Raw genomic sequence first — 17,004 nt, forward strand, 5'->3', positions numbered from 1 at the left:
AAGACCTGAACTATAAACTCCTTTTCTTAAATTTAAAAACAAGCAAATTCACTATGAAAAAAATAACAATCAACAATACAGATTTAGAAATAGCACCGGTTTGTTTTGGTGGAAATGTTTTTGGATGGACCTTGGATGAAAATCAATCATTTGATATACTTGACAAATACATAGACCTTGGATTTAATTTTATTGATACGGCCGATACTTATGCGTGGTGGGTCAATGGAACCGGAGGACAGTCTGAAGAAATTATCGGAAAATGGATCAAATCAAGAAATAGTAGAGATAAAATAATAATTGCTACAAAGGTCGGTTCTGAAACCAAAGAACACGGATTCGATATTAGCAAAAATCATATCCTAAAATCAGCAGATGAATCATTAAAAAGATTGGGTGTAGAACAGATAGACCTTTATTATACCCATTTTGATGACAATAGAACACCAATTGAAGAAACACTCGCAGCTTATCAAGAATTAATTGAGGCTGGTAAAATAAAACACATAGCAGCATCTAATCTTACACCTGAAAGATTAATGCAGAGCTTTAATATAGCTGAACAGAATAACCTTCCCAAATATGTTGCACTACAGCCGCATTATAATTTAATGGAAAGAGAAAACTTCGAATCCAACTATGCTCCACTAGTAAGCCAATTTAACTTAAGCGTATTTCCATACTGGTCGTTGGCATCTGGATTTCTAACTGGGAAATATAGAACCAAAGATGATCTCTCAAAATCACAACGTGGTGGGGCCGCTGAAAAATATCTCAATGAAAAAGGAACAGAGGTTTTAGGTGCATTGGACATCGTTGCCAACAAGCATAATACAACCCAAGCTTCAATAGCATTGGCATGGTTGATTAACAATCCATTAATTACTGCACCAATTGCAAGTGCTACAAATGAAAATCAATTGAAAGCAATTGCTGAAGCACCAAATTTAATATTAGACGATGAAGACATCTCTATTTTAAATAATGCGTCTCAATATTAATGTGAAAATGAACCGATAATGAAAATCGCAGTCATAAGTGATATACATGGAAATTTACCCGCATTAGACTCTGTGCTAAATGATATAAGCACTAGGAATATTGACCAGATTTACTGTCTAGGTGACCTGATAGATTTTGCACCCTGGACTAACGAAATTATTGACATGTTTCGATCATCCAGGATCCCAACCCTTTTGGGAAACCATGATGAAAGAGTAGCTTTTGACCAGCCAATAAATCGTAAAAAAAAGCACTCCCCCGAGGAAACTGTGGCTAGGGAAATTGCAATAAATCATTCTAAAAAACATATTACTTTGATCAATAGGAATTATTTAAAAAACCTTCCATTTTCATTAAAACTGAATTATAAAATAGGTCAAAAACATTGGAACATTCTTTTGGTTCATGCCCACCCAGATAGTAATGATCAGTACATATTTGAAGATGAGGAGGAATCAGTAGTTGAGAGTTTAATAAATAGAGAACAGATTGATTGTCTCATCATGGGACATACGCATTATTCTTACATTAGAAAAATTAATAACAAATGGGCTATAAACCCAGGTGCAGTTGGAAGATCAAAAGAAAGAAATAGACTGGCATCCTATTTAATATTAGAAATAAATGAAACGGAAATCAAACCCGAAATCATCCAAATACCATTTGACAAACAAAAAGTCATCGAGGCAATTGTAAACAGTGGTATTCCCGATTTTTATGCAAAATTCTGGGAAAATTAAACTCTATTCCATTAAGCACTAACCCTCTTTATTCTTAGGACATTTTTCCATATATTTACTATGCCAACATAATAAACAATATCATGAAGTTTAGAAAAGCTGAAATTCAAGACCTAGAAAGAATCATTGAACTCTTGTCGGATGATAAATTGGGAACAATGCGAGAGGCTTTCCGAAAACCTCTCCCACCTGAATATTTTACTGCTTTTAATAAAATCTGTGAAGATAAAAACCAAGAATTGATTGTATTGGATGATGGTAATGGACAAATATTAGGTTGTATGCAACTATCGTTTATACAATATTTAACTTATAGAGGTGGCATTAGAGCACAACTTGAGGGTGTGAGAGTTGATAAAAGTGAAAGGTCTAAAGGTTTGGGAAAAAAAATGATCAAATATGCCATTCAAAGGGCAAAAGACCGAGGAGCACATTTATTGCAATTAACAACAGATAAGGTGAGACCCGAAGCCTTAAAATTTTATGAAAAACTCGGTTTTAACTCAACTCATGAAGGAATGAAGCTTCATTTATAAGAGCCTTAACTTTTTAAAACTCAAATCCTCACCAAAGTATCCCATTTTTTCCTTAATTTAAACATGATTAAAACACCTATGATGTTGAAGGATAAGTTTGGGAGAGAAATAGATTATCTGAGGCTTGCGGTAATAGACCGCTGTAATTTACGCTGTACCTATTGTATGCCAGCGGAAGGCCTAAATTGGTTAAGTAAGAATGAGCTCATGTCAAATGAGGAAATGCTCAGGATTTGCAGGATTTTCACAGAAATGGGAGTATCTAAAATCCGAATTACCGGTGGAGAACCCTTCTTGAGGAAAGGAATTATGCCTTTTTTAAATGATTTAACCCAACTCAATGGATTAAAAAATATCGCCATAACGACAAATGGACTAAACACTTTTAAAAACATTCAGGAACTGAAAAATCTTGGAATAAAATCTATTAACCTTAGCCTAGATAGTTTGGATAGTGAAAGGTTTTTCCAAATAACAAGGCGTGATGAACTTAGCAAAGTACTTGACACATTAGATCAATTAATTGAAAATCAATTCGAAGTAAAGGTCAATACCGTGGTGATGGATGGTGTCAATACAGCAGATATTTATCCCTTGGTTGAACTGACCAAAAATAAACCTATAAGTGTCCGTTTTATTGAAGAAATGCCTTTCAACGGTGGAACTCATGAAATATCATTAAAATGGGATGCCAATTGTATCATAAAGCATATTCAATCAGCTTATCCTAAGCTGGATAAAATTGAAGATGAAAGAAATTCTACGGCCATGAATTTTAATATTCCAGGATATCAAGGGAATATAGGAATTATTGCTGCATATACACGTAATTTCTGTGGTTCTTGCAATCGACTGAGATTGACTTCCGTTGGGGAACTGAGGACATGCTTATATCAGTCAAAAGGCATAAATCTTAGAGATCTAATGCGACAAGGTAATTCAGACCAAGAGATTAAAGAATTTATTGAATTAGCCTTAATTCATAAACCTAAAGATGGATGGGAAGCTGAAAAACAATATTTTTCAATGGATGAAACCCATCAATCAATGGCAAGTATAGGAGGATAGTGATGATTACAGTAGAAGAAGCAGAAAAAATCATTCTCAATGAATCTTTTGATTTCGGTACTGAAATGGTGCCTTTAGTAAAATCATTGGGTAGAATATTGGCAGAAGACCTATATTCTGACCGTGATCTACCCCCCTTTAATCGAGCAACTGTAGATGGAATAGCCATAAATATTGAAGCATACCACTCAGGAAATAGAAACTTCTTGATCAAAGGAACCCAAGCTGCTGGGGATAACCCAATCAATGTTACAGATAAAAACTCCTGTATTGAAATTATGACCGGTGCAGCAGTCCACGAATGCTTTAATACCGTTATAAGGTACGAAGACATAACTATAGAAAATTCATGCGCCACAATTAATCAAGGAGAATTCAAACCATATCAGAATATTCACTTACGTGGAAAAGATAAACTGCAAGGAGAAATTCTTGTTGAGAAAAACAAGGTGATTAATCCGGCAATCATAGGAATTTCTGCATCAATTGGTAAAACCAATCTTTTAGTAAGAAAGCTTCCTAGAGTGCTCGTAGTTTCAACCGGAGACGAATTAGTAAGAATAGATGAAACACCTAGCCCTTATCAAATCCGACAGTCGAATGGGTTGACAATTCTGGCTACGCTCCAAAAATATAAGATCAGAGCCCATAAAATACATCTAAAGGATGACAAGAAAAATATTGAATTAACATTGAAAAAGTCTTTTGAAGAATACGATGTCATTTTGTTGACCGGAGGAGTTTCAATGGGGAAATATGATTATATTCCTGATGTACTGCAAAGGCTAAAAGTGAAAAAAATGTTCCACAAAGTGAAGCAAAGACCTGGAAAGCCATTTTGGTTTGGAAAAAAAGCTAAAAACAAATTTGTTTTTGCATTCCCCGGAAATCCAGTATCTGTTTTTATGTGCTTACACCGATATTTTGTTCCTTGGCTTAGAAAAAGCATGGAGCTCAAAGAAACTAAAGAATATGCCATTTTAGGGAATGATTTCGAATTCCCAACTGAACTGCAGTTTTTTGCACAAGTAGAACTTCATACGAATGATGAAGGACAAACAATTGCTTCTTACCATAACACAAATGGTTCAGGTGATTTTTCTCATCTTGCTGAAACAAATGCTTTTATAGAATTACCAGCCAATCAGGATACATTTAAGAAAGGTGAAGCATTTAGAATATGGAGATATAATTAATCAGAAAATCAATATGGGAAGTTTCTCACATTTAAATGATAAGTCACAGCCAATCATTGTTGATGTAAGTGGCAAGGAAGTGACTAAAAGAACAGCAACAGCTCAAAGTATTGTTTATTTACCTCAAGAGGTAATGGATCAATTAGAGAAGTCTGATTTTAACAGCAAGAAAGGATCTGTATTTCAAACGGCCATTTTAGCAGGCATCATGGCTTCTAAGCGAACTTCTGAACTGATACCTTTATGTCATCCCCTCTTTTTAGAAAACTGCAATGTGAGCATCGAAATGACGTCAGAGAACGAACTACTCATCCAATGCACAGCATCAGTCACAGCAAAAACAGGAGTTGAAATGGAAGCATTGACCGGAGCGTCTATTGCGGCTCTCACTATCTATGATATGTGCAAAGCCTTGAGCCATGATATTATCATCAAAGAAACCAAGTTAATCCAAAAGTCGGGAGGAAAGAATGATTTCGAAAGAAAATGAGTTGCCAAAATTAAAAGGATTAATCCTAGCAGGCGGTAAAAGTTCCCGTATGGGACATAATAAAGAACAGATAGATTGGCATGGTAAAGAACAAAAATACTATGCAGCGGATTTATTATCTCAATTTTGTTCTGAAGTTTATATTTCCTGTCGCCAGGACCAATTGCAGCATATTGCCGAGGGGTACAAAGGTCTGAGCGATAATTTTATTGGTATGGGACCTACTGGAGGAATATTGACAGCATTGAGATCTGATCGTGAAGTAGCTTGGTTGGTGATTGCATGTGATCTTCCGCTAGTGGATGAATCAATCTTAAAGAATTTAGTTGAAAATCGAAATCCTGAAAAAATTGCAACTACCTACAAAAGTCCTTTTGATGGTCTTCCAGAACCGTTAATCACTATTTGGGAGCCTGATAGCTATCCGATACTCTTAGAATATCTTGGAAAAGGAAAAACTTGCCCCAGAAAAGTCTTGATCAATTCTAACTGCCTTATCCTTGAGTCCGACCAACCTCAAAAGCTAATGAATGTTAACACTCCTCAGGATCTTGAAGAAGCAAAACAATATATATCAAAAAAAATGCTTTAGAATAAATAAAAAAACTCGTTAATCTACTATCTTTTGACCTTTGCTAGTTGTAACTGCATCAATCTCCATACCGGCCAATTCTTTAATTGACTCCTCAATCATCACGCTCATGCTATTTAATGCCAAGTCATTTGCTTCCTGACCAAAAGGTTCTTCTATTTCATCAGCAATAGCCTCGAAAGCAACAAATGTATATGCAATAAATGCGACAATAAATGGAGTGAACCAACTTAAGCTATCCACCAACCCGAATGGTAAAAGAAAACAATAAATGTAAATAGTCCTATGAAGCAAAACCTGATAACTATATGGAATTGGCGTAGAAACTATTCGTTCACAACCACCTAAGACATCCGATAAAGTATTCAAATTCTGATCTATACTAGCTTGTTGAATTGAATCTAAATTACCTTTCAATTTTTGCTTTCCTACCCAATCACCTATCAGATTTAAAATAAGCGCAGGCTTATATTTAGAATTTATTACTAATTGGTAATCAGCACTAGACAACTTTTCTTTTAAATCATCACTAGAATCAGTTTTTCGTAACTGATGGTTTAAAGCATAGACAAAAGCCGACAATAAATTAATAAATTCTTTAATAGATTCTTGATCAATATTTCGATTTAACGTTAGGACTTGTCGAGTCAATGATCTCGATACGTTCAATAATGATCCCCATAATTTCCTGCCCTCCCAAAACCTATCATAACTTGCACTATTCCTAAAGCCAAGAAACAACGCAAGCACAAATCCAAATAAAGTAAAAGGTGCAGGATTCAGTGGTACTTTGTAAGACAATAAGGTACCGTGAAAATATACTACAGCAATGGAAAGCACGGTTAACAATATCAGCCGTGGAAGGACTTGAGGCAAAACCGAACCATGCCAAACAAATAGCATCCTGAACCAGTTTTCCTTCTTACGAATAATCATAAATCAGATAATATGAGTAATTGAAACTACTTTGAACAAAAGTAAGGTTAATTTAATTAAAAAAGTCATTAGCGATACCAATGACTCTTATAATCAGATTATTATAATTTAAATTTTCAACTATCGATTTCTCCTTGAATCAACATTTCATCCACTTTATTATAAACAGCTGGATCATGCTTTTTTATTTGAATCTTGACATACTTTGATGCCGGCATATTACTGTCTTTTACAACATTATTTACGGATACCAAAACATTGGTTTCAGGAAAATAAGTCATAGTATTTTTTTCAGGTATTTGATAAGAAACAATGACAAATAATGGAGCAACGCGTTCAATGCCATCATCAAAATTGTAGAGATCCACTTTATCGCCAGCCTTGAATCCAAGAGAATCAATATCTTTCTGATTCATAAAAATCACCCTTCTCTCATTTTTAATACCACGATATCGATCGTCTAAACCATAAATGGTCGTATTGAATTGATCATGAGTTCTAGTTGTGGCCATCATAAATTCATCAGCTTCAAGTGAGTTAACCGGTAGTTCAGTTAATGTAAAAGGAGCTTTTCCATCCAATTGAGGAACGAAATATTGTTCATCTCTCGCTCTGTTTGGAAGATAGAACCCACCTTTCTCTCTCACCCGGACATTGAAATTTTCAAACCCTGGTATACATTGTTCAATATCGTCCCTGACCGCATCATAACTATCATGATACCGCTGCCAATCCACCACAGACCTATCTTTAAGCGTTTCCATAGCCATTCTACAAGCGATCTGAGTTTCATTGATCAGATTATCCGAAACTGCGTCCAACATACCTTTAGAATATTGAACCACACCCATTGAATTCTCTGCTGTCACTATTTGAACTTCTCCATTTACGATATCCTTATCACTTCGTCCATATGTTGGAAGGATAATCGCTTCCTTACCATGAATTAGATGTCCTCTATTCAATTTAGTAGATACACATACCAACAGTTCCAATTTCCGCATGGCATTGGCGGTATAAGTAGTATCAGGTGTAGCAGACAGAAAATTTCCACCCATACAAAACATAAACTTAATTTTTTCTTCGTGAATTGCTTTGATGGCACGAACTACATCATATCCATGTGCTCTAGGAACCTGAAAGCCAAAATACTCTTGTAGACGGTCTAATTGAGCTTCGGTTGGCTTCTCATTGATAAGCATAGTCCTATTACCTTGGACGTTACTATGACCCCTGACAGGGCAAACACCACCTCCTTTTATACCAATACTTCCTTTTAACAAAAGGATATTGACAATCTCACGGATCATATCTACACCATTAGGTTGTTGGGTCAAGCCCATTCCCCAACAGACAATAATTTTTTTCTTAAAAGCTAGCATCGACGCAGCTTCTTCCAAATCCTCTCTTCTAACCCCGCACTCACGTGCAAGTGCATCGATATGGTATGAAGGGTTTTCAAATTGTTCAGCAAATGCCTCAAAACCCATAGTTTTTTCAGAAATAAAATCCATATCCAAAACTTGACCGGGAAATTTGGCTTCCATTTCTAATAAAAGTCTTTCTAAAGCCTTCAGCAAAGCCATATCACCATTTATTTTCACTGGCAGATAAAGGTCAGCTAGTTTCACACCATGGCCTATCACACCATTTAATTGCTGTGGATTATGAAAGCCCATAAGACCTGCCTCCGGCAAAGGGTTGATAGCAATAATTTTACCGCCATTGTTTTTGGTTTTCTCTAATGCCGACATCATCCTCGGAGCATTTGTTCCTGGATTCTGACCAATAATCACCACCACATCCGCATCATCAAAATCCTCGAGCTTCACTGTTCCTTTCCCAATACCTATCACAGGAATAAGGGCTGTCCCTGACGTTTCATGGCACATATTAGAACAATCAGGCATATTATTGGTCCCAAATTCTTTTGCAAAAAGTTGATATACAAATGATGCCTCATTGCTAGTACGCCCAGAAGTGTAAAAAGCCGCCTCATTAGGCGAATCCAACTTATTTAGGTGTTCAGCAATTTTTTTAAAAGCATCATCCCAAGAAATTTTTTGATAATGAGTTCCTCCATTCGGAAGATACATGGGATCTGTCAATCGCCCTAACTTACCAATTTGGTAATCATTCATCTTTGCTAAATCATAAACCGAGTTGTTAGCAAAAAATTCAGGTGTTACTCTTTTTGTAGTTGCTTCTTCTGCCAATGCTTTTGCTCCATTTTCACAATATTCACCCAAAGGTGACCGCTCATCATCAGGATCCGGCCAAGCACAACTTGGACAGTCAAAACCGCCAAATTGATTCATCTTAAACAATGCACGTGTACCACGGATCACAGTCTTTTCCTCAAAAAGATCTGATATAGCAGCTATAACTGCCGGAACTCCAGCTGCCCATTTTTCAACAGGAGTCAGCTTAAGATCCAATAACTTATATGGGTTTTCAGCATCAGGAAAATGCTTGATCTCCGATTTGATTTCCTCTATTGACTTTCCCTCTTTCATGGCAGCAATCGATTATGTTAGCAAACTAAATTTGGATTTGGATAATTATCGCTTTGATCCTCTTCAGGACGATCAATGCAGACAAAATCCTTCTCTAATAATATCAAAATTTTATTATGGGTTTCTTCAAAAGTTACTCGATCAGTATTTACCCACTCTTCAACATAGGACTTCGGCATCTGAACCATCATTTCCTCATCCTCAAAACTTATAGAAAGACCATCTTGGTAAAGTATTTCAATTCCATACACAAAATCCTTGTTTAAAAACTCTGTCTTGCTGATAATTCTACCATTTTCCGACAGCGATGCCACTTCGGATTTTGTCAATCTGATCCTTACTGTATTATCTTTAATTCTTATTTTCATAACATACCATCAATGTGAATGTTTTCATTCTGGTTGTAAATATTAAAACGATTATTTTTTAAGAATCCTATCAAAGTGATGTTAAATTCTTTGGCCAGTTCCAAGGCAAGACTGGATGGAGCACCAATAGCAGCAACAATTGAAATACCGGCCATAGCTGCTTTCTGGATCAGTTCAAAACTAGCTCTTCCACTTAACAATAAAACAAATCGGTTCAATGGTAATAATCCTTCTTGCAAAGCATGACCTATCAGCTTATCTAAAGCATTATGCCTACCAACATCTTCCCTCAAAAACTTTAATTCCCCATCACTCGTAAATATTCCCGAAGCGTGTATACCTCCCGAAACTTCAAAATTATCCTGTGCTGACCTCAATTTTTCAGGTAGGTCAAAAAGAACTTTTGCTCCAAACGATTGTATTTCAGGAACCATCCCCTGAAATTTACTAACCGTTTTAATTGACTGGATCGAACCTTTTCCGCATACCCCACAACTCGAAGTTGTATAAAAATTCCGATCTGCCGTACCAAGATTAGGCTCAACACCCTCATTAAGCTCAACAACAACAATGTTTTCTTTATTATTGGAACAGTCAACCTTTAAATATGAAACAGATTTGACCTGATCAAAAGAATCTATTATCCCTTCAGTAAACAAAAAACCCAATGCCAGGTCTTTATCATTTCCTGGCGTACGCATGGTGACTGAAATGCTTTTCATGCCCACTTGATTTCCATAAGAAAAAGAAATCCTAATTTCTAATGGTTCCTCTACAGCGAGTAAGTCCTCACGTGAATCAGAATCCAAGTCTGAGAAACGCTGAATTTGGACTTTTTGGATGGAAGAATCAATTAATTGGGTCATGATATGTTTTCTTCGGTAATACTATTAAATATACTCATTAAAAATATAAATCTCGCCCTAAATAACTAAGGATGAGCTGAAACCCATTGTTCGCCATCCTCAAAGACTTCTTTTTTCCAAATCGGAACAGTTTCTTTCAATGTATTTATGGCATATTCACAAGCTTTGAATGCAGCGTCTCTATGAGGAGATGAAACAACAATAACAACGGCAGTCTCCCCTGGACTTAGTATCCCAACCCGATGATGGAGCACAGCATGCTTTACTCCTAAATTATTCACACAATGCTCAGCAATTTTTTTCATCTCTTTAACCGCCATAGATTCATAGCATTCGAACTCTAATCGAAGCACCTTTTTCCCTTTTGTCTCATTTCGAACGGTTCCAACAAAACTTACTGTCCCTCCACAGCTATCATCTGCTTGAATATCCAAACATAGTTCCGGATCTAAATGAAAATTTGAAATCTTGATATCAATCATATTAACCTCCACTAACAGGCGGAATAACCGCTATTTCATCATCACTCTCTATCACTTGATCGCATTGCCCATATTCTTCATTTATAGCAATAAAATATGACTTCAACCTAGCCAATTCTGGATAAAGTTGCTCAAGTCTAGATTTTAATTCTTCAAGTTTAATCCCATCCGCAACTTCTAGCTCAAGTTCTGAAGAAGAAAAAATTTCCTTCACTATACCAAATGCCAATAGCTTAATTCTCATACTTAAAATAATTGTGGTACATATTTAATCAATACATTTACTCCTGCTATAAAGACCAATACAGCAGTGATTCTCTTTATAATAACTGGACTCCATTTTATGGAAACTCTCGAACCTATTTGCCCCCCAATAAAAACTGCCAAACATAGTAAAATCAATCTTTGATAGTCTATATCAGAATTTATGGTTTTCACTTGTCCCAATATCCCAGAAATAGAGTTCAACAAAATAAACAAACTCGCAGTGGCTGCAATTTTCTTTGCAGAATCCCAACGCATCAAGTTCAGAATCGGTGAAAGAAAAATACCACCACCTATTCCTACTAATCCAGAAAGAAAACCAATGCCAGCGCCAATACCAGCATCTTTTAAAATCGATTGATGCTCAGAGTTTTTGAAATTATTCTTTCTCGTCTTCTCAATCCATAAAAGTACAGAAGCAACAATCAAGCTTATCCCTAAAATAACAAAAAAGGTTGATTGACTGATTTTGAGAATCGCCCCTAAGAAAGCCATAGGAACGCTTACCAAAACTAAGGGTATTGTTTTTTCCCAATTCAACTGCTTATTTCTTACATACACAACAACTCCTCCTGTAACCACAATAACATTACATAATAGCGCAATTAACCGTAGTTCTTGAAAAGGTAAACCATAGACTGCCAATAAAGCTAAATAACTGGAACCTCCACCAAATCCTACTGAAGAATAAACAAATGAAATAACTAGAAAGAAGAACATGATTTCCCAGATCATATATGCAGAGGTAAATGATTATGTAGAGTAAGGTAAGAAATAGTTAAGGTTTAAGCAAGGAAGATTCTAAGTCTTATTCCATAAAAAAGCCCCAATTTAAATTGAGGCCCAAACTTATAAATATATAGAGAATAGAAAATTAATCTGTTGTAAATTCTGATTTTTCAAAAACCTCTTCTTCAAGACCTGGTCGTTTCAAAGTTAATTTTAGATCTTTCACCCCAACGGAGTATTCCTTGCCACAACTAGCAAATTTGAGATTTACAGGCATCAGTTCAGATGGAGAACCACGATAGGAGTAATATTCGTATGAGGAAGATTCAGTATTTCCTAATTTATTATTATTCGAACAGAGTTCCCCATTTTCTATTGTCACTTTTCCATCCTCCGTAAAGTGCAATATTTTGGCCTTCTGCTCATTGGAGTCATCCTTAAAATTAAGTACCCAATAACCAATTAAATCTTTATTATCAAGCATGACTTTTTCATTATCTTCATCTTTATCACATGAAATAATAAAGACTGACAACACAAGGATGATTACGGAATTTAGAATCTGTTTCATAGGATTTGCTTTTTAAAAGGTTATAATTTACTTAAACGAGGACCATTGTGAAAAAGCTACAATAAAAATAAAAGCCTGACTCCAATGAATCAGGCTCTAATAATTTCTTTTATATAATTAACCTCCAGTGCCAGGATCCGTTGGCTCTTCAGGGTTCTCAGGTTCTTCTGGTACTTCAGGATCAACTGGTGGTGTTACGGAAACTCGCTTGTAACGTTCAGAAGCATCTCCACCAAATCCCAATGTAAGAATATCACCCTGCAAAGTTACGGGCATCCCATTGCCACAGAGCTCAAATTTAATCCTGTCCATGGTACCGTTAACATTTGTGCTGGTAGAATAATATTCAAATGAGCCACTTTTAGAGTCATTATGAACAGAACTGAGATTACAAAAATTTCCTCGTGTAACCGTTAAACTATTTTCAGCAGTAAACTCCAATAATTTAATACTATCTAAATTTGTTGTTTCATCAACAACCGTCTCAGCAGTGATATCTCTTTCAATTTTTGCCCATTTTCCAATGAGTTCTGTCGTATCCAATGGATTTCTTACAACTTCAACATCATCCTTTGTACAAGATGAAATACCAATTGCTAAAACCAAAATATAAAGCGTATTTTTTATTTTTCTCATAGTATCATTTAAAAAATTATTAAGTACTCTCGCAAATTCATTTGGCACAATTTGCTAAATTTTTGATCGTATTACAAATTATTAGTGTTTATCCTTTCCCAATCCAAAAACCTTTTTCACTAAAAGAACTATCCCTAAAACTAACATCCCAGCAATAAGTCCAATTGCAAATTCTTTTACAATCGATGGTATATTCGGCAACAAATGATGCAAATAATCAATGTTGTGAACAAAAATGCCACCAGCTACCAACAATAAAGCAATTGTACCGATGATACCTAAAGCCTTAATAACTATGGGCAAAGATTTAACCAATAAATGCCCTAGTGTAGAAGCGAAACCTTTGTCTCCAGATCGCTTTATTAAGGAATGACCAGCATCGTCCATCCTAACAATTAAAGCAACAATACCGTAAACTCCGACGGTTGCTAAGATAGCTACTACCGAAACCGTTAATATCTGAATGGCTAAAGTTTCTTCAAGAACAGTACCTAGTGCAATGATTACAATTTCAACTGAAAGAATAAAATCTGTTGTAATTGCTGATCTAATTTTTACCTTTTCAGCTTCCTCACCCTCCAAAGCCTGTTCCTCTATTACTTCATGTCCTTCTTTTTTCCGGTGGAATAAATAGTGAATGACTTTTTCAGCACCCTCGTAAGCCAGATAGGCTCCCCCAAGAAGCAAAATATATTTTATTAAGATGGGAAGGAAGGCATTCAACAATAATGCAATTGGAACAATGATAAGTTTGTTGACAAATGACCCCTTGGTAATAGCCCACAATACAGGGAGTTCCCTAGAAGCAAGAAAGCCAGTAGCCTTTTCTGCGTTTACCGCTAAATCATCGCCTAAGATACCTGCAGTTTTTCGAGTAGCAATCTTACTGGCTACTGCAACGTCGTCCATTAGAGCGGCGATATCATCCAAAACCGCGAATATTCCTGATGCCATATATATTGTTTAATAGTTCACTAAAATAATTAGAATTTGGTCATTTTCAAGATATGTTCAATCCAAAATGATAATATTTGTTCAGTTGAAAAATAAAATATGTTCAGTGAAGCAATTCACATACCAATTAAAACTCTCATTTGTAGGATATTGTTTAAAAATTCCAAATGATTATATAAATTAGAAAACCTTAGCGATAACTAAATTTAATCATTAATTTCAGCACAAAACCATTGATTAACACAGATCATATCTTTATTAAATTTTTTAATTAATGTTATTTTTGTTATCTTTGTACCACATTCACCTATTATTTCGCGGTTAATCATTCTTGCCTAAAGGCACTAATTTTTTACGCATTCTATTTTTCCCATTGGTGGGAATCTCAAAGCCTTGTTGGATCAATCAGCATTTTTTATGGCTATTTGAAATATTGATTTAAGGATTAATAAATTAAAATATAATATATGACAGATTTTAAAGTTGGAATTATTGGTGCTGGCCCTAGCGGTTTGGCGATGTTAAGAGCATTTGAATCAGAACAGAAAAAAGGTAATCCCATCCCAGAAATTAAATGTTATGAAAAACAAGATAATTGGGGCGGTATGTGGAACTATACTTGGAGAACAGGCGTAGGAAAATATGGCGAACCCTTACATGGAAGCATGTACAAATATCTATGGTCCAATGGACCAAAAGAATGCCTAGAATTTGCAGATTATACATTCTCTGAACATTTTGGACAACCTATTTCTTCGTATCCTCCACGTGAGGTGTTATTTGACTATATCCAAGGGCGAATCAACAAAAGTAATGCCCGAGATTATATAAAATTCAATACGGTCGCCCGTTGGGTAGATTACCTGGAAGATAAAGAACAATTCAGAGTAGTATTCGATGACCTTCAAAAAAATGAAACTTTCGAAGAATTTTTTGATTACCTAGTAGTAGGAACCGGACATTTCTCAACACCAAATATGCCCTATTTCAAAGGGATTGATAACTTCCCAGGAGCCGTGATGCATGCGCATGATTTCCGCGGGGCCGATCAGTTTGTAGATCAAAAATTATTACTGATTGGAAGCAGTTACTCAGCTGAAGATATTGCCGTGCAATGTTTTAAACATGGTAGTAAATCAGTAACGATTTCCTACAGAACGAATCCTATCGGAACAAAATGGCCAAACGGCATTAAAGAGAAACCTTTGGTTACTCATTTCGAAGGAAATACCGCATTTTTTAAAGATGGAACAACCGAAGAGTATGACGCAGTTATCCTATGTACAGGTTACCAGCATAAATTTCCATTCCTGCCTGACGAATTAAGACTGAAGACAAAAAACTGCCTCTACCCAGATAATCTGTATAAAGGTGTTATTTTTAATGACAATGAAAGATTGATATTCCTTGGTATGCAAGATCAATATTATACTTTCAATATGTTTGATACACAAGCTTGGTATGCAAGAGACTATATGTTGGGTAGAATAAAACATTCAATAAAATCACTGAGAGATGCTGATATCCAAAAATGGATGGATTACGAAGCTAAGACAGTAACTGGACCTGATCATGTAGATTTCCAAACAGATTATATAAAAGATTTGGTAAGCTATACAGACTACCCTACTTTCAATTTGGACAAAGTAGCGGATATGTTCAAAAGCTGGTTGAATGATAAAGAAATAAATATTCTCAATTATCGTGACCAAGTTTATAAATCCGTCATGGACGGAACCAGTGCCGAACCGCATCATACACCTTGGATGAAAGAATTGGATGATAGCTTGGAAAGATACCTCAATGAGGAGGTTACAATGGATGAAAAAGATTTAGATAAAGTAATAAACTACTAATAAGGAAGGCCGCTAAAAAGCGGCCTTTATATTTTGCCTAAGATGGTCTTTCTTTCTAAACAAGATTTATTCTGAATTGTATTTATTGTGGAAATCACAATTCATTTTCATTATTTTAGATATAACTATTAATAAAACACTATCACGGAAATGGCTCATAGATCTCAAAACGTTACGGACTATCCAAATAACAACACTATTTTTTCTGTTTGGAAATTTAAAGAAGGTTCAGATTTTAAACCTGTCTTTGAAAGGCTATGTGCCTTGGTTTCTAATTTAAATCATTCTTTCGTCGTGAGACTTCCAGATGGAAGGACCAGTTGTATTATGGGAATTGCGCACGATGCATGGGTAAAATTAGGAATGCCTACCCCACTACCGAAAGAATTAAAAACCTTCGAACCAATCGTTGGTGGAAAATACACCGCAATATCGACAGAAGGCGATATCCATTTTCATTTGAGAGCAATCAATGCTGGTGTTTGTTATGAAATGGCAAAAGATATCTATGATATTATCAACCCGGTAGCTGACAACTTAGTCGAAGTGCATGGATTTAGATATTGGGATGGAAGATCTATTTTGGGTTTTGTGGATGGCACCGAAAATCCTATTGGTGATGAAAGGGCACAATTTGCAATGGTTGGAGACGAAGATCCTCAATATAAAGGTGGTAGTTATCTGTTTGTCCAGAAATACTCACACAATCTAAAAGCATGGGAAAGTATACCTACATCCGAACAGGAAAAAGTTTTCGGTAGATATAAACAATCAGATATTGAAATGACTGACGAGGTTAAGCCTAAGAATTCCCACAGTGCTTTAACAAGCATTACTGACGCTGAAGGAAACGATCTCAAAATCGTAAGGGACAACCTGCCATTTTCAAATCCTTCTAAAGGCGAATTTGGCACTTATTTCATTTCTTATGCAAACAAGTTCTCAACAACACACAAAATGTTGGAGAATATGTACCTAGGAAATCCAATAGGAAATTATGATCGTATCTTGGATTTTAGCACTCCTGAAACAGGAACTTTATTCTTTGTGCCGACACAAGAAATGTTGGACAATTATTCTGCAACATAACAGGAAAATAGATCCTTTAAAGAAAAATCCAAAACCCTAGCTTGACAATTCAGATAAAAATCAACCTAGGGTTTTATTTTTTATCTATTTTTGCGAGCATTAAATCAATAGGC

General features: G+C 35.6%; 19 protein-coding genes. 9 read left to right on the top strand and 10 right to left on the bottom strand.

The window, feature by feature from the left end; translation table 11 throughout:
• Window positions 1–53: 53 nt before the first annotated feature.
• The 7 genes from CRT24_RS10870 (at window position 54) to CRT24_RS10900 (ending at window position 5,624) form a co-directional block, all read left to right on the top strand.
• Window positions 54–1,001 carry an aldo/keto reductase gene (locus CRT24_RS10870; RefSeq protein ID WP_099371262.1) on the top strand — a complete coding sequence of 316 codons (948 nt, stop codon included), beginning with the start codon at window positions 54–56 and terminating at the stop codon, window positions 999–1,001.
• Window positions 1,002–1,019: 18 nt separating this feature from the next.
• A complete protein-coding gene (locus tag CRT24_RS10875) occupies window positions 1,020–1,742 on the top strand; it encodes a metallophosphoesterase (RefSeq protein WP_257214021.1) in 723 nt (240 codons plus the stop codon).
• An 83-nt stretch (window positions 1,743–1,825) separates the two neighbouring features.
• Window positions 1,826–2,278, top strand: a complete 453-nt coding sequence (locus tag CRT24_RS10880) for a GNAT family N-acetyltransferase (protein ID WP_099371264.1) — start codon at window positions 1,826–1,828, stop codon at window positions 2,276–2,278.
• Window positions 2,279–2,341: 63 nt separating this feature from the next.
• Complete coding sequence (moaA, locus tag CRT24_RS10885; protein ID WP_218962611.1) at window positions 2,342–3,346, top strand: GTP 3',8-cyclase MoaA; 1,005 nt, start codon at window positions 2,342–2,344, stop codon at window positions 3,344–3,346.
• A gap of 2 nt (window positions 3,347–3,348) precedes the next feature.
• Window positions 3,349–4,542 (top strand): molybdopterin molybdotransferase MoeA, encoded by a 1,194-nt coding sequence (locus CRT24_RS10890; RefSeq protein ID WP_218962612.1) that lies wholly within the window; start codon window positions 3,349–3,351, stop codon window positions 4,540–4,542.
• Window positions 4,511–5,032 (top strand): cyclic pyranopterin monophosphate synthase MoaC, encoded by a 522-nt coding sequence (gene moaC, locus CRT24_RS10895; protein ID WP_257214022.1) that lies wholly within the window; start codon window positions 4,511–4,513, stop codon window positions 5,030–5,032. The genes CRT24_RS10890 and moaC overlap by 32 nt, the downstream gene beginning before the upstream one ends.
• Complete coding sequence (locus tag CRT24_RS10900; RefSeq protein ID WP_099371267.1) at window positions 5,013–5,624, top strand: NTP transferase domain-containing protein; 612 nt, start codon at window positions 5,013–5,015, stop codon at window positions 5,622–5,624. Before moaC ends, CRT24_RS10900 begins: the two co-directional genes overlap by 20 nt.
• Window positions 5,625–5,642: 18 nt before the next feature.
• On the opposite strand, the gene CRT24_RS10905 is transcribed toward CRT24_RS10900, so the two are convergent.
• From CRT24_RS10905 to CRT24_RS10950, 10 genes are all read right to left on the bottom strand, one after another.
• On the bottom strand, window positions 5,643–6,560 hold the full coding sequence (locus CRT24_RS10905) for a bestrophin family protein (protein ID WP_099371268.1): 918 nt from the start codon (window positions 6,558–6,560) through the stop codon (window positions 5,643–5,645).
• Between the two features lie 116 nt (window positions 6,561–6,676).
• A complete protein-coding gene (locus CRT24_RS10910; RefSeq protein ID WP_099371269.1) occupies window positions 6,677–9,076 on the bottom strand; it encodes an FdhF/YdeP family oxidoreductase in 2,400 nt (799 codons plus the stop codon).
• Window positions 9,077–9,093: 17 nt separating this feature from the next.
• Window positions 9,094–9,444 (bottom strand): hypothetical protein, encoded by a 351-nt coding sequence (locus CRT24_RS10915; RefSeq protein WP_099371270.1) that lies wholly within the window; start codon window positions 9,442–9,444, stop codon window positions 9,094–9,096.
• A complete protein-coding gene (fdhD, locus tag CRT24_RS10920; protein WP_180269116.1) occupies window positions 9,441–10,310 on the bottom strand; it encodes a formate dehydrogenase accessory sulfurtransferase FdhD in 870 nt (289 codons plus the stop codon). The genes CRT24_RS10915 and fdhD overlap by 4 nt, the downstream gene beginning before the upstream one ends.
• A gap of 65 nt (window positions 10,311–10,375) precedes the next feature.
• The gene (locus tag CRT24_RS10925; protein ID WP_099371272.1) at window positions 10,376–10,792 is read right to left on the bottom strand and encodes a molybdenum cofactor biosynthesis protein MoaE; all 417 of its coding nucleotides are present in this window, start codon (window positions 10,790–10,792) and stop codon (window positions 10,376–10,378) included.
• Window position 10,793: 1 nt separating this feature from the next.
• Window positions 10,794–11,036, bottom strand: a complete 243-nt coding sequence (locus CRT24_RS10930) for a MoaD/ThiS family protein (RefSeq protein WP_099371273.1) — start codon at window positions 11,034–11,036, stop codon at window positions 10,794–10,796.
• A gap of 2 nt (window positions 11,037–11,038) precedes the next feature.
• Window positions 11,039–11,791 (bottom strand): sulfite exporter TauE/SafE family protein, encoded by a 753-nt coding sequence (locus CRT24_RS10935; RefSeq protein WP_099371274.1) that lies wholly within the window; start codon window positions 11,789–11,791, stop codon window positions 11,039–11,041.
• A 139-nt stretch (window positions 11,792–11,930) separates the two neighbouring features.
• Window positions 11,931–12,356 (bottom strand): hypothetical protein, encoded by a 426-nt coding sequence (locus CRT24_RS10940; RefSeq protein ID WP_099371275.1) that lies wholly within the window; start codon window positions 12,354–12,356, stop codon window positions 11,931–11,933.
• Between the two features lie 117 nt (window positions 12,357–12,473).
• On the bottom strand, window positions 12,474–12,992 hold the full coding sequence (locus CRT24_RS10945; protein ID WP_099371276.1) for a hypothetical protein: 519 nt from the start codon (window positions 12,990–12,992) through the stop codon (window positions 12,474–12,476).
• Window positions 12,993–13,073: 81 nt separating this feature from the next.
• Entirely contained in the window at window positions 13,074–13,946 is an 873-nt protein-coding gene (locus CRT24_RS10950; protein ID WP_099371277.1) for a DUF808 domain-containing protein, read from the bottom strand.
• Window positions 13,947–14,413: 467 nt separating this feature from the next.
• On the opposite strand from CRT24_RS10950, the gene CRT24_RS10955 reads away from it, so the two are divergent.
• Both CRT24_RS10955 and CRT24_RS10960 read left to right on the top strand, forming a co-directional pair.
• Entirely contained in the window at window positions 14,414–15,802 is a 1,389-nt protein-coding gene (locus CRT24_RS10955; protein ID WP_099371278.1) for an NAD(P)-binding domain-containing protein, read from the top strand.
• Between the two features lie 150 nt (window positions 15,803–15,952).
• Window positions 15,953–16,891 carry a Dyp-type peroxidase gene (locus CRT24_RS10960; RefSeq protein WP_099371279.1) on the top strand — a complete coding sequence of 313 codons (939 nt, stop codon included), beginning with the start codon at window positions 15,953–15,955 and terminating at the stop codon, window positions 16,889–16,891.
• Window positions 16,892–17,004: the final 113 nt, after the last annotated feature.

Source organism: Sphingobacterium sp. 1.A.5 (assembly GCF_002734235.1).
GTDB lineage: Bacteria > Bacteroidota > Bacteroidia > Sphingobacteriales > Sphingobacteriaceae > Sphingobacterium > Sphingobacterium daejeonense.

Excerpts from the sequence above, each read along its gene's own strand:
- CRT24_RS10870 (WP_099371262.1), top strand. The coding sequence starts at position 54 with ATGAAAAAAATAACAATCAACAATACAGATTTAGAAATAGCACCGGTT.
- CRT24_RS10875 (WP_257214021.1), top strand. The coding sequence starts at position 1,020 with ATGAAAATCGCAGTCATAAGTGATATACATGGAAATTTACCCGCATTA.
- CRT24_RS10880 (WP_099371264.1), top strand. The coding sequence starts at position 1,826 with ATGAAGTTTAGAAAAGCTGAAATTCAAGACCTAGAAAGAATCATTGAA.
- moaA (WP_218962611.1), top strand. The coding sequence starts at position 2,342 with ATGATTAAAACACCTATGATGTTGAAGGATAAGTTTGGGAGAGAAATA.
- CRT24_RS10890 (WP_218962612.1), top strand. The coding sequence starts at position 3,349 with ATGATTACAGTAGAAGAAGCAGAAAAAATCATTCTCAATGAATCTTTT.
- CRT24_RS10900 (WP_099371267.1), top strand. The coding sequence starts at position 5,013 with ATGATTTCGAAAGAAAATGAGTTGCCAAAATTAAAAGGATTAATCCTA.
- CRT24_RS10905 (WP_099371268.1), bottom strand. The coding sequence starts at position 6,560 with ATGATTATTCGTAAGAAGGAAAACTGGTTCAGGATGCTATTTGTTTGG.
- CRT24_RS10910 (WP_099371269.1), bottom strand. The coding sequence starts at position 9,076 with ATGAAAGAGGGAAAGTCAATAGAGGAAATCAAATCGGAGATCAAGCAT.
- CRT24_RS10915 (WP_099371270.1), bottom strand. The coding sequence starts at position 9,444 with ATGAAAATAAGAATTAAAGATAATACAGTAAGGATCAGATTGACAAAA.
- fdhD (WP_180269116.1), bottom strand. The coding sequence starts at position 10,310 with ATGACCCAATTAATTGATTCTTCCATCCAAAAAGTCCAAATTCAGCGT.
- CRT24_RS10925 (WP_099371272.1), bottom strand. The coding sequence starts at position 10,792 with ATGATTGATATCAAGATTTCAAATTTTCATTTAGATCCGGAACTATGT.
- CRT24_RS10930 (WP_099371273.1), bottom strand. The coding sequence starts at position 11,036 with ATGAGAATTAAGCTATTGGCATTTGGTATAGTGAAGGAAATTTTTTCT.
- CRT24_RS10935 (WP_099371274.1), bottom strand. The coding sequence starts at position 11,791 with ATGATCTGGGAAATCATGTTCTTCTTTCTAGTTATTTCATTTGTTTAT.
- CRT24_RS10940 (WP_099371275.1), bottom strand. The coding sequence starts at position 12,356 with ATGAAACAGATTCTAAATTCCGTAATCATCCTTGTGTTGTCAGTCTTT.
- CRT24_RS10945 (WP_099371276.1), bottom strand. The coding sequence starts at position 12,992 with ATGAGAAAAATAAAAAATACGCTTTATATTTTGGTTTTAGCAATTGGT.
- CRT24_RS10950 (WP_099371277.1), bottom strand. The coding sequence starts at position 13,946 with ATGGCATCAGGAATATTCGCGGTTTTGGATGATATCGCCGCTCTAATG.
- CRT24_RS10955 (WP_099371278.1), top strand. The coding sequence starts at position 14,414 with ATGACAGATTTTAAAGTTGGAATTATTGGTGCTGGCCCTAGCGGTTTG.
- CRT24_RS10960 (WP_099371279.1), top strand. The coding sequence starts at position 15,953 with ATGGCTCATAGATCTCAAAACGTTACGGACTATCCAAATAACAACACT.